The 13,335-nt window shown below is 42.2% G+C and carries 12 protein-coding genes and 1 other RNA gene; 7 read left to right on the forward strand and 6 right to left on the reverse strand.

What is annotated here, in order from left to right; translation table 11 throughout:
• A partial coding sequence (locus tag ACKTT2_RS10980) for a response regulator (RefSeq protein ID WP_407886617.1) occupies window positions 1–314 on the reverse strand: 314 nt, incomplete at its 3' end.
• A 1,045-nt stretch (window positions 315–1,359) separates the two neighbouring features.
• On the opposite strand from ACKTT2_RS10980, the gene groES reads away from it, so the two are divergent.
• A complete protein-coding gene (groES, locus tag ACKTT2_RS10985; protein ID WP_407886619.1) occupies window positions 1,360–1,671 on the forward strand; it encodes a co-chaperone GroES in 312 nt (103 codons plus the stop codon).
• Window positions 1,672–1,805: 134 nt separating this feature from the next.
• On the forward strand, window positions 1,806–3,446 hold the full coding sequence (groL, locus tag ACKTT2_RS10990) for a chaperonin GroEL (protein WP_407886621.1): 1,641 nt from the start codon (window positions 1,806–1,808) through the stop codon (window positions 3,444–3,446).
• 483 nt (window positions 3,447–3,929) lie between these two features.
• Here groL (ACKTT2_RS10990) and trxA read toward each other — a convergent pair whose 3' ends face one another.
• The gene (gene trxA, locus ACKTT2_RS10995; protein WP_407886697.1) at window positions 3,930–4,247 is read right to left on the reverse strand and encodes a thioredoxin; all 318 of its coding nucleotides are present in this window, start codon (window positions 4,245–4,247) and stop codon (window positions 3,930–3,932) included.
• 144 nt (window positions 4,248–4,391) lie between these two features.
• Between trxA and fabG the strand changes: the two genes are divergently transcribed.
• Complete coding sequence (gene fabG, locus ACKTT2_RS11000) at window positions 4,392–5,183, forward strand: 3-oxoacyl-[acyl-carrier-protein] reductase (protein WP_407886623.1); 792 nt, start codon at window positions 4,392–4,394, stop codon at window positions 5,181–5,183.
• Window positions 5,184–5,254: 71 nt separating this feature from the next.
• On the opposite strand, the gene ACKTT2_RS11005 is transcribed toward fabG, so the two are convergent.
• Window positions 5,255–6,334: an MraY family glycosyltransferase gene (locus tag ACKTT2_RS11005; protein ID WP_407886625.1), complete on the reverse strand. Its 1,080-nt coding sequence runs from the start codon at window positions 6,332–6,334 to the stop codon at window positions 5,255–5,257.
• 282 nt (window positions 6,335–6,616) lie between these two features.
• On the opposite strand from ACKTT2_RS11005, the gene groL (ACKTT2_RS11010) reads away from it, so the two are divergent.
• Window positions 6,617–8,281 (forward strand): chaperonin GroEL, encoded by a 1,665-nt coding sequence (gene groL, locus ACKTT2_RS11010; protein ID WP_407886627.1) that lies wholly within the window; start codon window positions 6,617–6,619, stop codon window positions 8,279–8,281.
• A gap of 51 nt (window positions 8,282–8,332) precedes the next feature.
• Here groL (ACKTT2_RS11010) and ACKTT2_RS11015 read toward each other — a convergent pair whose 3' ends face one another.
• The 3 genes from ACKTT2_RS11015 to ACKTT2_RS11025 all read right to left on the reverse strand — a co-directional run bounded on the left by ACKTT2_RS11015 (window position 8,333) and on the right by ACKTT2_RS11025 (window position 10,543).
• Window positions 8,333–8,494 carry a type II toxin-antitoxin system VapB family antitoxin gene (locus ACKTT2_RS11015; protein WP_407886629.1) on the reverse strand — a complete coding sequence of 54 codons (162 nt, stop codon included), beginning with the start codon at window positions 8,492–8,494 and terminating at the stop codon, window positions 8,333–8,335.
• Window positions 8,495–8,602: 108 nt separating this feature from the next.
• Entirely contained in the window at window positions 8,603–9,241 is a 639-nt protein-coding gene (locus tag ACKTT2_RS11020) for a response regulator (RefSeq protein WP_407886631.1), read from the reverse strand.
• A gap of 111 nt (window positions 9,242–9,352) precedes the next feature.
• Window positions 9,353–10,543: a sensor histidine kinase gene (locus ACKTT2_RS11025; RefSeq protein ID WP_407886633.1), complete on the reverse strand. Its 1,191-nt coding sequence runs from the start codon at window positions 10,541–10,543 to the stop codon at window positions 9,353–9,355.
• A gap of 218 nt (window positions 10,544–10,761) precedes the next feature.
• Between ACKTT2_RS11025 and corA the strand changes: the two genes are divergently transcribed.
• From corA to rnpB, 3 genes are all read left to right on the forward strand, one after another.
• Window positions 10,762–11,973: a magnesium/cobalt transporter CorA gene (corA, locus tag ACKTT2_RS11030; protein ID WP_407886700.1), complete on the forward strand. Its 1,212-nt coding sequence runs from the start codon at window positions 10,762–10,764 to the stop codon at window positions 11,971–11,973.
• Window positions 11,974–12,016: 43 nt separating this feature from the next.
• On the forward strand, window positions 12,017–12,739 hold the full coding sequence (locus tag ACKTT2_RS11035) for a hypothetical protein (RefSeq protein WP_407886635.1): 723 nt from the start codon (window positions 12,017–12,019) through the stop codon (window positions 12,737–12,739).
• Between the two features lie 117 nt (window positions 12,740–12,856).
• Window positions 12,857–13,316, forward strand: an RNA gene (gene rnpB, locus ACKTT2_RS11040) — RNase P RNA component class A.
• Window positions 13,317–13,335 lie beyond the last annotated feature (19 nt).

The raw sequence follows: 13,335 nt of genomic DNA on the forward strand, positions 1-13,335 counted from the left end.
CCTTTATTCAGACCTTTTACTCGGACTGCGCTTTGTCCCTTAGCTGAAAGGAAGAGAACGGGAATCCAACTGGTGCGTTCGTTTTGCCGGACTTGTTCTACAAAAGTGTACCCGTCCATTTCCGGCATCATTACGTCGCAAATGATCATGTCTGGAATATCCTGCTCCAAAATTTCCAGTGCTTCGCGACCATTTTCGGCAGTGTTAACTTCATAACCCCGGAATTCCAAATAATCCTTCACCAGCAAAATGAGGTTGGGGTCATCATCAATTAATAGAAGTCGTTTGTGATCTTTCATGCTGGGTTCTTTCATAGCAGTGGCACTTGTCGCACTCGATCCATCAAGGTCTTGAATAATAATCCTCTCCGGTGTAATAGATTGGTGTTGTACTTTTTCCTACTTAGCTTGCCTTTGTTTAGTTGAAGTCTCAAAAGTGGAAAATGACTTTTGACGAACTACTGTACTAAAGTCAAAGTAAGCGTGAGGATACTGAGAGCAGTAGTAATCATAATGCGTTATTATATATCGCTTTGAATAGTGCGGGCTAAAAAACACCATTAAAATAATAATTATTGAGAATAACCAAATAAGTGTTACTCCCAAGATGCTCCCAAAAAATAAGCAACCGCACTTTCATAGATGTACTACTTTGTCATAATCCATAAGGATATTGAGCTCTTACGATTTAGTTCACCATAACTATTTAGAGAAGTATCGGGCAAAGTATAGATCAAAAAAGCATATTCTTTTACTGTATTTTGCTTTCTTGTATATTCCGCATAATTACGTCAGGATTCGCTGTGTTATACCACAGCTTATCCGAGTAATCCTCTATTATCAGTCTAAACCAAAAAACTTGCAAGAAGCTTGGTTTTTGCTCTGTAACAGCATTTAGTGACTGTCCGATCGCCAATCTTAAAATGTATCGCTGTGTTTTTTGACAGTCTTAATGTTTCTACAGAATTACTGAAGACAGATGGCAGATGGCAGAGGGTAGAAGGGGATATTGTAACTTTGTTTACAATATATAATCCTTTATGCCATTGACTTATAAGGCAGACAACACTTTTTTTAAGTAAACAGGAAAATCATTATGTAGCAAATTTTTCTAATTTACCTATTTACACTTAGGAATTTCCTTAGCATAGCTGCCTTCGTACTTCTGCCCTCGTACTTCATTATTCGCTCTTTACCGAAAAAAACCTGAAGGTTCTCAATAATTGAGTATTTGTACTTACATAAAGTGTGAAAAAGCAAAGTTCGGAAACCCGTACAACAAAAAATGTTGCCATCTTGTACCTCCTTTAGGTAGATTAGCACTCAGGAGTCAAGAGTGCTAAAAAGTTGAGAAAACGGTATGGCAGCAGTATCTCTTAGCGTTTCTACAGTAAAACCTTTAGGCGAGCGCGTATTCATCAAAGTCAGCGCATCAGAAGAAAAGACCGCAGGTGGTCTGTATTTGCCCGACACTGCAAAAGAAAAGCCCCAAGTAGGCGAAGTTGTTGCAGTTGGTGATGGCAAACTCAAAGATGACGGTAGCCGTCAAGCATTGGACGTAAAAGTAGGAGACAAAGTGCTTTACTCCAAATACGCTGGTACTGACATCAAGCTGGGTACAGATGAGTATGTACTGCTCGCTGAGAAAGACATTCTAGCAATTGTTTCATAGTCATTGGTCATTGGTCATTAGTCATTGGTCATTAGTACAACACAAATGACAACGGACTAATGACACTCCTACAAATGACACTCCTACAAATGACACTCCTACAAATGACAAAGGACAAATGACAAAGGACTAATATGGCAAAGCGCATTATATACAACGAAAACGCTCGTCGTGCATTAGAAAGAGGCATGGACATTTTGGCTGAAGCGGTAGCTGTTACCCTCGGTCCCAAAGGTCGCAACGTAGTGTTAGAAAAGAAATTTGGCGCACCACAAATCATCAATGACGGTGTGACCATTGCTAAAGAAATTGAATTAGAAGACCACGTAGAAAACACTGGTGTGTCTCTAATTCGCCAAGCAGCATCCAAAACCAACGACGCTGCAGGTGACGGTACTACCACTGCGACCGTTCTGGCTCACGCAATTGTTAAAGAAGGCTTGCGTAACGTTGCTGCAGGTGCAAACGCCATTCTGCTCAAGCGTGGTATTGATAAAGCAACTAGCTTCCTAGTAGACAGAATCAAAGAACATGCTCGTCCCGTAGAAGATTCCAAGGCTATTGCTCAAGTCGGTTCAATCTCTGCTGGTAACGACGAAGAAGTCGGTCAGATGATTGCTGAAGCAATGGATAAAGTTGGTAAAGAAGGCGTGATTTCCTTGGAAGAAGGAAAATCCATGACCACGGAATTGGAAATTACCGAAGGGATGCGCTTTGACAAAGGCTACATCTCTCCTTACTTTGCAACCGATCCCGAACGGATGGAAGCAGTGTTCGATGAGCCTTTCATCTTGTTAACCGACAAGAAAATTGCTTTAGTACAAGACCTCGTACCCGTTCTAGAACAAGTTGCGCGTGCGGGTCGTCCTTTGATCATCATCGCTGAAGACATTGAGAAAGAAGCTCTAGCAACCTTAGTTGTTAACCGCCTACGTGGTGTACTCAACGTAGCAGCAGTGAAAGCACCTGGATTTGGCGATCGCCGCAAAGCTATGCTGGAAGATATCGCCATCCTCACAGGCGGTCAAGTCATCACTGAAGATGCTGGTTTGAAGTTAGACAACACCAAACTAGATGCTTTAGGTAAAGCACGCCGCATCACCATCACTAAAGACAACTCCACCATTGTTGCTGAAGGTAACGAAGCTGCGGTTAAAGCTCGTATCGATCAGATTCGCCGTCAAATTGAAGAAACCGAATCTTCCTACGACAAAGAAAAACTGCAAGAGCGTTTAGCTAAGTTAGCAGGTGGTGTTGCTGTTGTGAAAGTAGGCGCTGCTACCGAAACCGAAATGAAGGACAAGAAGCTGCGCTTGGAAGACGCTATCAACGCGACCAAAGCTGCTGTTGAAGAAGGTATCGTTCCTGGCGGTGGTACAACACTCGCTCACCTCGCTCCTCAACTTGAAGAATGGGCAAATGGTAACCTTAGTGGTGAAGAGTTGACTGGTGCGTTAATCGTTTCTCGTGCTTTGACTGCTCCTCTGAAGCGTATTGCTGAAAACTCTGGTCAGAATGGTGCTGTTATTGCTGAGCGCGTGAAAGAGAAAGATTTCAATATCGGTTACGATGCTGCTAGAAACGAGTTTGTCAACTTGTTAGATGCAGGTATTGTTGACCCAGCTAAAGTGACTCGTTCTGCACTGCAAAACGCTGCATCTATTGCTGGTATGGTGTTGACCACCGAATGTATCGTAGTGGATAAGCCAGAGCCTAAAGATAATGCTCCTGCTGGCGCTGGCGCTGGTATGGGCGGTGGCGACTTCGATTACTAAGATTTTTCCTAAGTGGGTTTGAACCCAGCTTTAATAAAACAGCTGCTTCCAGAAGAAGCGGCTGTTTTTTTTGGCAAATCATACCAAATTCGCTTTTCTAACCCCTTTTAGCCCAGCGATTGGAAATCACGGCTATACAAACAAAGTCCGCCTGTGCGGACTAAATTATACTAGGAATGCCTACCTGGAGGCTCCGCCTGCGGTTCAAAGCGGTAGAGCCGCATTGCAAATGCATTTCCTGGTAGAACCAGGAAACGAGATGGGACGAGGGTTTTAGCTTAAGTTGACACCAATGGCTTCTAGAGCGCCACTAACATAGGACGGGCAAGGACGCCCATCCTACAAGATGGATGATTTCCCCATCCTACAAGATGGATGATTTATTTTTTGGAAATCCCTCAGTACGCTTAAATCAAACCTCTGATGATTTAGTCCGCGTAGGCGGACTTTGTATGTATAGCCGCGATTTCAATCGCTAGGGCTTTAAATCAATGCATTTAAATGTTGTATCAATTGTGGTGCTTGTACGACACCTTCAATTCGATCCACTGGTTGACCTTGTTTAAACACCACTAGTGTTGGCAAAGCTTCAATCCGATACTGAGATGCTAATTGAGGATACTTTTCAGTATCAATTTTTACAACTCTTATCCGCCCTTGGAGTTGAGCATTGACTTGCTCTAGAATCGGACTCATCATATGACAAGGACCGCACCAATCAGCGTAAAAATCCACTAAGACAGGAACATCAGAACCAGACAGCATCTCTTCAAAGCTGTTGAATTGCTTTTTGGTAGTCATGTAATACCCACCAATTTTTATAGTTTGATTTTTCAATGGTAATCTCTGCTAGCAGCTATCCGCTCAGTCTCAATGATTGTTTTTATTGTTGTACTCAGATGGTCCTATTATGTATAGCGCGAGAATAATGAAGGGGAACGCTTAATGGACTTACTGCCAGAAAATTTGCTTTCTTTACGCGGACAAGTCGCGATTGTAACTGGTGCTTCACGCGGAATTGGACGTGCGATCGCTCTCCAATTAGCGCAACTCGGCGCAAATGTAGTCGTCAACTATGCTAGTTCGAGCAATGCGGCTGAGGAAGTTGTCAAGACAATTACTGATGCTGGAGGAAATGCGATAAGCCGGGTACGGCTTGCGCCAAGGGCGATCGCATTACAAGCAGACGTAAGCAAAGCCGACCAAGTAGAAGCCTTAGTCAACACAGTCGTGGAAAAGTTCAGCCGAGTAGACATTTTAGTCAACAATGCAGGAATAACTCGCGACACTTTACTTCTTCGCATGAAGCCAGAAGATTGGCAAGCCGTCATCGACCTTAACCTTACCGGAGTTTTTCTTTGTACTCGTGCCGTTAGTAAAATTATGCTCAAGCAACGTTCTGGGCGCATCATCAACATCACCTCCGTTGCCGGACAAATCGGCAATCCCGGACAAGCCAATTACAGTGCAGCAAAAGCAGGAGTTATTGGCTTTACCAAAACAATTGCTAAGGAATTCGCCTCTCGCGGTATCACTGTTAACGCAGTTGCTCCGGGCTTTATTTCCACAGACATGACAAACGATTTAAAATCAGAAGAAATTCTTAAATTTATTCCCCTAAGTCGTTACGGTCAACCAGAAGAAGTCGCTGGGATGGTGCGCTTCCTAGCCTCCGATCCAGCCGCAGCGTATATTACCGGACAAGTTATGAATGTCGATGGTGGAATGGTAATGTAACAAAAAATTATGAATTATGAATGCTGAATGATGAATATTTAATTCATAATTCATAATTCATAATTCATAATTCATGCTGTTCGTATTTTTTGCAAAACAACGAAGCCCAAGAGAGAGATGATGCCAACAGTAGTTGCAAACATCTGTACTAAACTCATATTTTGCAATCTCATTGCCAACAAATTGCAAATTAAAGCAATTGACCAAAGAGTCAGTGCTGCATGACGTTGAGATAAACCCCATGCGAGTAAGCGGTGATGTAAGTGGTCTTTACCAGGAGTACTAAGAGGATTTTTACCTGCCAATAAACGCCGGATAAACACTTGAGTCGTGTCTAGCACGGGCAGGAGTAGAAATAAAACTGGAGCTACCAAAGAGACAGCTGTAGGGGCTTGTAAATTCCCCAAAATACCAGTGGCAGCCAGTACGTACCCGAAAAAGTACGCTCCGGCATCACCCATGATAATACGTGAGGGGTGGAAATTATGACGCAGGAAACCTAGTGCAGCTCCTCCCAATGCAGCCAAAACTAATGTTGCGGCGGCACGGTTGGGAACTTGGGCTGAAACAGCTAGTAAACTCATGGCAGAGATAAAACTAACTCCTCCTGCCAAACCATCCATCCCATCCATTAAGTTAATAGCATTAGTGATTCCTACCACCCACAGAACTGTTAAGAATATCGATAATATATAGTCGAAGGGAGTGCCAAAGGAAACATTCAGAGTGATTCGATTAGCAACCAATAACAGAGCTGTCAGTATTTGAATTAATAAACGAAAAAGAGGAGGTAAACCGAACTGGTCGTCGATAAAACCTACCAGTACTAAAATCGAACCACCTAGTAAAATAGTAAGTACCTGAGCCAGGACTCTTTCAAGTTCAATGGGTCGTAAGAGACTTGCAAGCACCACCGCCGCAATGACTCCCGCATAAATAGCTAACCCGCCTGCATTAGGCAGAGGTTCGCGGTTAATCCGTCGTGCATTTGGTTGGTCAGCCCATCCAACCTTTAAGGCAAACTTACGGACTGACGGAATCATGCGCCAAGTGACTGCATACGCTAAGAGAAATGTAAAAACTACTGCCAACCAACCGGAACCATTGGGGTCAGCAATACCTAGGGAACGAAGGGCGTTGTGTATATTCATGTTTTGCCATCAAGTTTGCCTGCTTATTATTGGTCATTAGTCATTGGTCATTTGTCATTTGTCATTGTGTTATTGAATTAAGGGGTAGAGGAAAATGGTCAGGTGGTCACTGGTCAGGTGGTCACTGGTCACTGGTCAGGTGGTCACTGGTCAGGTGGTCACTGATAAGCACCTACATATTAATCAATTTTTTCCAAAGTATCCGCAGTCTTTGCCGGAAAAATTAGCACTCTTGTCTTCTGAGTGCTAAATTGTAAAACAGGACGTGCTAGAGAACTAAACATGGCGAAAATTGTTTCATTCAATGAGGACTCTCGACGGGCGTTAGAAAAAGGTATCAACGCTCTGGCTGATGCCGTGAAAATTACTTTGGGACCCAAGGGCCGTAACGTTCTGTTAGAGAAGAAGTTCGGCGCACCTCAGATTGTCAATGATGGTATCACCGTTGCTAAGGAAATTGAACTAGAAGATCCCCTAGAAAACACTGGTGCAAGACTTGTCCAAGAAGTCGCATCGAAGACCAAAGATGTCGCAGGGGATGGAACTACCACCGCAACCGTACTGGCACAGGCGATGGTTAGGGAAGGTTTGAGGAACGTTGCAGCAGGTAGTAATCCTATTGCTTTAAAGCGGGGAATTGACAAAACTGTTGAGATTTTGGTACAAGAAATTGCCAAAGTCGCAAAACCAGTGGAAGGATCTGCGATCGCACAAGTGGCTTCTGTTTCGTCTGGAAACGACGATGAAGTCGGTAATATGCTAGCTGAGGCAATGGAAAAAGTCACCAAAGATGGTGTCATCACTGTAGAAGAATCTAAGTCCTTAACAACCGAACTAGAAGTGGTTGAAGGGATGCAGATAGACAGAGGTTACATCTCTCCCTACTTTATTACCAACAACGAGCGGATGACGGTGGAATTTGAAAACGCCCGCATCCTAATTACTGATAAAAAAATCAGCACAATTCAGGATTTAATTCCTGTGTTGGAAAAAGTAGCTCGTTTGGGTCAACCTTTGTTGGTGCTTGCTGAAGATGTAGAAGGAGAAGCTTTGGCAACTTTGGTGGTTAACAAAGCACGGGGAGTCTTGACTGTTTGCGCTATCAAAGCCCCTGGGTTTGGCGATCGCCGCAAAGCCATGTTACAAGATATTGCTATTCTCACCAACGGACAGTTAATTTCTGAAGAAATCGGTTTAACCCTAGACACCGCTTCTTTGGAAATGCTAGGAACTGCTCGTAAAATCACAATTGATAAAGAAAACACAACCATCGTTGCTGCGGGTGATAGCACCAAGGCTGACGTAGAAAAGAGAATCGGTCAAATTCGCAAACAACTCGAAGAAACCGATTCAGAATACGATAAAGAAAAATTGCAAGAGCGCATTGCCAAACTAGCTGGTGGTGTTGCGGTTATTAAGGTAGGTGCGGCAACAGAAACCGAACTCAAAGATCGCAAACTCAGAATCGAAGACGCTCTCAACGCTACCAAAGCAGCTGTAGAAGAAGGTATAGTTCCCGGTGGTGGAACAACCCTCATTCATCTTTCTAAGAAAGTAGCAGAGTTTAAAGCAAGCCTCAACAATGAAGAAAACATTGCGGCTGATATTGTAGCGCGATCGCTCGAAGCACCCTTACGCCAAATTGCAGACAATGCAGGTGTAGAAGGTTCTGTCGTTGTTGAAAGAGTCCGAGAAACCGATTTCAACATTGGCTACAACGCAGCTACCGGGAAATTTGAAGACTTAATTGCAGCAGGAATTATCGACCCTGCAAAAGTAGTTCGTTCGGCGTTGCAAAATGCTGCTTCTATTGCAGGAATGGTTTTAACAACCGAAGCCCTCGTTGTTGAAAAACCTGAGAAGAAACCACCAGCTGGTGCGCCTGACATGGGCGGCATGGGCGGCATGGGTGGTATGGGCGGTATGGGTGGCATGGGCATGATGTAGTCCCTTGTACTCCATACCGTAGGGTGGGCATTGCCCACCTTATTTTATTTGTTAGTCAGCAGTCCCAAACAACTCAAGTATTTTTAGTTGCTTGTAACGTTGTATGTACTCTCGTAATGCAGCTTCTACAACATCAAGTTCTGTCTGTTGATTTCCACCAACATCTAGGGCTTCTTGGATGAGGGCAGCGTCAATTGGTATATTAATAGTCATGCGAGCGGTTGGACAAACATATAGCTCTAATCACAATTTTGCCACACACAGCTAATTGTGGTAAGTATTGGAAGTACTAACATTAGGAGCAAGTGAGTAGCCCGAAATCTAAATTGTTAAATTTTCCTTCGCCCACAAAGCTGCTTGGGTGCGATCCCTCAAACCCAACCGTGCTAGAATTTGTGTCACGTAATTCTTCACCGTCCCTTCAGTAAGAAATAGTGTTTTAGCAATTTCCCGATTGCTTTTGCCTCGAGCAATTAAAGTCAAAACTTCTAACTCGCGCTCGCTTAAATGACACTGTACTGTATTTTGCTTGCCAACAGTTGGGGAACGTAACTGGGTAAGGACTTTCGAGGCAATTGTAGGACCTAATTGACAATGCCCTTGATGAAGAGTGCGAATTGCGGCAGCTAATTGGGCTGAAGGGGTACTTTTCAGAAGATAACCCAGTGCGCCTGCTTGTAATGATTCCCAAATATATTCATCTTCATCAAAAGTTGTCAGCATAAGAATTCTTATCCAAGGACAGCGCTGGTGAATTTCACGAGTTGCAACCACACCATCACAAATGGGCATTCTTACATCCATCAGAATCACATCTGGTTGTAAAGTTTCACTAAGAGCGATCGCTTCATGGCCGTGACTCGCTTGTCCAATAATTTCCAAATCCTCTTCTAGCGACAGTAAAGACGCTAATCCTTGGCGAAAAAGTGGTCGATCGTCTACAAGCAACACTCGAATCATTTTGGGGATTGGGGATTAGGGATTAGGGATTGGGGATTAGGGATTAGGCAATGGAGAGATTTTGACAACTAATACCTAGTCGCCCTTCGGGTTCGCCAGTCGCCAATCCCCTTAAATTGGAATCACTACGTGAATCTGAGTTCCGGAATTAAGAGTGCTGTTTATTTTAATGTCTCCGCCCAAAATGTGAACTCGCTCTCTCATTCCCCTCAACCCAAATCCAGTATGTGGTGCGCTGACCTTAAATCCTTTTCCATTGTCGGTCAGTTCTATAATAATCTCACTTGATGTTTGATAACCTTTAAGATTGACAAAACTTGCCGAGGCGTGTTTTTGAATGTTGGTAAGACCTTCTTGAACGATACAGTAGAGTTGGTGGCTAGTTTGAACGGGTAGTTGTGGAAGTTTCACATCTAAATGGATAGCAAATGATTGATTTCTACTAACATTTTCTACTAAAATAATCAAAGCTTCATTCAGATTAAAGTTAGACTGCCGCATTGTTTGTACAGACCGTCTTACTTCAGTTAAACACTGATTGGCTAATTCTTTGGCAATATCCAAAGATTTTGCTGATTGAATGGGATCGCGTTGGTAAAGTTTTTGGGCTAATTCTAGTTGTACATCTAAAGTTGTCAGGGAATGTCCCAAAGAATCATGAATTTCACGAGCAATGCGCGTTCTTTCCAAAGTTGCTGCTAATGTTTCTACTTGTTTGGTTAAAATCTCTGCTTTTTGTCTGCTTTTTTGCTCTGCAATAACTACAAAAGACACTAATAATACAAAAGTACTTGCTGCTAAGTAGCTACCTGTGTCATTAATAATTGCTCTAGTAATATTAAATTTAGTATCATATAATTCAGTTATTTGTTGAGCAATATGAGAACGTTTAAACTCTAGTTTTTGAGGTAAGCTCCATAGTAGAAGTGAGTTCCAAATAATTCCTGACAAGATGACAATTATAACAATAAATTTACGTTTTAGTAAGAAGCAACTTTTGGCTATTATAAGGTAGAGTAATATTTCAAAGTTTACATCAACTGCTCTGGGAATCATGACCGATAATATCTCTAAAAATATATAAAATTGTCTTTGCCAAATGGGACGATTCATTGGAAAGAAAAAACTTAAGAGAGTCAATGCAGTCAGAGAACCAAATGAAGTAAATGTTGGTATTGGTAGTGATAAATAGCTATTTTCTCGTCGATTTGCTATTAGAAGAACTAGATAGACACCTAAAAGAGTCCATTCTACATATTGCAAAGTACGACGAATAGATGAAGTGTTCGTAATAGAATTCATGATTTGTAAGTATTCATTAATTTATATAAATATTCCTAAAGCTAGTTGTGCGATCGCAGCAACCTGTTTTTACATACTAGACAGATACACACGGGCAGGAGCATACAACAAGGGCATGAAAATAATTCTTTTCCAATGCCCCATGCCCATTGCCCTATTTTCATACTAGTGACGAGTTAAAAACATTCATGCCAAAGAAAGTGCGCCGATCTTCTAAAATGGCAAAAAAAGTTCGTCAATCTCCTAAAATGGCAGGAAAAGTTCGCCAACGGCGTACAACAGCAAAAAAGAATCGCCCCTCTTCTCAAGAGGATAGGCAATCGTCTGTAGACAGATACACTCATCAACCGGGAACGATACCTGGATTTCTTTATATTTCTCCAGATTCTCCACCGCCAGAAATATCGTTAATTGACTATAACGCTATCAATGTTGTTCGCAAGGAAATAGCAACTCCAGAAGAGTGTGCTTTCTACTTAGATACACAATCTATCTCCTGGGTGGAAGTACAAGGTCTTGGAGATGAAGGTATTTTGCGACGGCTAGGCAATGTTTTTGCTTTGCATCCTCTGGTGTTGGAAGATATCGTTAATGTGGCAGAGCGTCCAAAAATAGAGGAATATGAAGCTCAATTGGTGATTATTTGCCGAATGGTCGTGCCAAAAAAAGCAGAACAAGGCTTTCATAGCGAGCAAGTCAGTCTGGTGTTGGGGGAAAATTACCTACTGACAGTACAAGAAGAACCAAAATATGACTGTTTGGATAGTGTAAGAACGAGAATTTGCAACAATAAAGGAATTATTCGGAAGCGTAGAGCAGATTATCTGGCTTATAGCGTGTTAGATGCAATTGTTGATGGGTTTTTTCCAGTTTTAGAACGTTTTGGCGAGCAAATTGAAGACTTAGAAGACGAAGTTATCCTGAATCCCTCTCAACAAACCCTACAAAAAATTTATGAAGTCAGACGAGAATTATTGCAGCTACGCCGTTATATGTGGCCGCAACGAGATGCGATTAATTCGTTGATTCGCGATGGCAATGAACTGATCCGGGATGAAGTGCGAATCTACTTGCGCGATTGTTACGACCATACGATACAAGTCATCGATACGATTGAGACTTACCGGGAACTGACATCCGGGTTAATGGATGTTTATCTTTCGGCAGTAAGTAACAGGATGAATGAGGTGATGAAGTTTTTGACGGTAATGTCATCAATTTTTATTCCACTCACCTTTATTGCCGGAATTTATGGTATGAACTTTAATACAGAAAAATCTCCGTACAATATGCCCGAACTCAATTGGTACTGGGGCTACTTTATTTGTTTGGGTGTTATGGGAGCGATCGCCATTAGTATGATTGTTATTTTCTGGCAGAAAGGCTGGTTCCAGAACTTTTCAAAAGTTAATAGCGATCGCAACAAGTGAGTTTAACATTCTTTCAGAAGTATATGAGGTTATATAAAAAATTATGAGAGAAGGTGATTCAAATTTACTAGTTTTAACACTTTACGTCATTGGCATCACTTATACTTTTAACCAAATGGTTGATTCTATTGATGACCAAATAAAGCTGGAATTTAACAAATCTAAGGTGGAAGAACAACTGAAAGAGCAAGAAATTCAAGATGCAATAGGAGTGTCTTTCTCGCTCAGACCAATGTACTCAATAAAAGATCCAAAAGACTTATCTATTAATATTGAAAATAAATCTGAGGATATCATAATATACGTAGACTGGGACAACTGTACTTTTCTGGAATTTGATGGAGTTTCAAGGCGAGTGATGCGAGAAACCCCAGTAGACAAACCAGCGATCATCCGTGACTTAGCTGTTCCTCAAGTGACGAGTGCAATTGTTCCTAAAACAACTTTAAAGGAGAAAATCTCATCAGAAAGTGTCTTCGAACTCGATATGGAAACGAGAATTTATAAAGCACGAGACCAGGCATCGATAGCTAATGTCCTTAAATGGGAATCAAGCCCTATCAGAGCGCAAAAAAAAGAATTCCGCAAGTTCATGGACAGAAAACGTAACTTTGACTTTTCACTGAACTTAGTGCTAAGACTAGCAAGTAAATATGTCGGTCTTGCTCCAGGTAGGGATTTTCCTCCCGTATGTATTGTCAACTGTCCTTTTACAGTTAGAAAGCTTCCTTGGACTTATGCTCTCCCTTGGAATAAGAGAAGATAAAAATGAGACCGACTTCAAGAGAGCTTGTAGCAAAGTCAAAAAATTCAGAATTTCATCCTTATGTTGTCGAACGCTCATACTTTCTCAGTCATCCAAGATTACACTGGTTATAAGGAGAGAGTAGGCGCAGGCGGTTGCAGGTTAGCTTGAAGAAAGCTAGCTTGAGGAAAGTCCGGGCTCCCGAAAGACCAGACTTGCTGGGTAACGCCCAGTGCGAGCGATCGTGAGGATAGTGCCACAGAAAGATACCGCCTTCTAAATTCTGAATGATGAATGATGAATGATGAAAAGTTTTCAGAATTCAGAATTCAGAATTCAGAATTCAGGAGGTAAGGGTGCAAAGGTGCGGTAAGAGCGCACCAGCACGACTGAGAGGTCGTGGCTCGGTAAACCCCGGTTGGGAGCAAGGTAAAGGAACTACGGTTGGTCTTTTACCAGTTCCGTAAAAGAGAGCCGCTAGAGGCGTCTGGTAACAGGCGTCCCAGATAGATAACTGCCCTTGAAATGTAAGAATGTTTTGTCAAGCAAAAGATTTTTACATCAGAGAACAGAACCCGGCTTATGTCCGACTCTCTCCTTTTTTAATCAGTGACCAG

This window comes from Scytonema hankhaensis NUACC26 (genome assembly GCF_045865695.1).
GTDB lineage: Bacteria > Cyanobacteriota > Cyanobacteriia > Cyanobacteriales > Nostocaceae > Scytonema.

Excerpts from the sequence above, each read along its gene's own strand:
- groES (WP_407886619.1), top strand. The coding sequence starts at position 1,360 with ATGGCAGCAGTATCTCTTAGCGTTTCTACAGTAAAACCTTTAGGCGAG.
- ACKTT2_RS11025 (WP_407886633.1), bottom strand. The coding sequence starts at position 10,543 with ATGAATTCTATTACGAACACTTCATCTATTCGTCGTACTTTGCAATAT.
- fabG (WP_407886623.1), top strand. The coding sequence starts at position 4,392 with ATGGACTTACTGCCAGAAAATTTGCTTTCTTTACGCGGACAAGTCGCG.
- groL (WP_407886621.1), top strand. The coding sequence starts at position 1,806 with ATGGCAAAGCGCATTATATACAACGAAAACGCTCGTCGTGCATTAGAA.
- ACKTT2_RS11035 (WP_407886635.1), top strand. The coding sequence starts at position 12,017 with ATGAGAGAAGGTGATTCAAATTTACTAGTTTTAACACTTTACGTCATT.
- ACKTT2_RS11020 (WP_407886631.1), bottom strand. The coding sequence starts at position 9,241 with ATGATTCGAGTGTTGCTTGTAGACGATCGACCACTTTTTCGCCAAGGA.
- ACKTT2_RS11015 (WP_407886629.1), bottom strand. The coding sequence starts at position 8,494 with ATGACTATTAATATACCAATTGACGCTGCCCTCATCCAAGAAGCCCTA.
- trxA (WP_407886697.1), bottom strand. The coding sequence starts at position 4,247 with ATGACTACCAAAAAGCAATTCAACAGCTTTGAAGAGATGCTGTCTGGT.
- ACKTT2_RS11005 (WP_407886625.1), bottom strand. The coding sequence starts at position 6,334 with ATGAATATACACAACGCCCTTCGTTCCCTAGGTATTGCTGACCCCAAT.
- corA (WP_407886700.1), top strand. The coding sequence starts at position 10,762 with ATGGCAAAAAAAGTTCGTCAATCTCCTAAAATGGCAGGAAAAGTTCGC.
- groL (WP_407886627.1), top strand. The coding sequence starts at position 6,617 with ATGGCGAAAATTGTTTCATTCAATGAGGACTCTCGACGGGCGTTAGAA.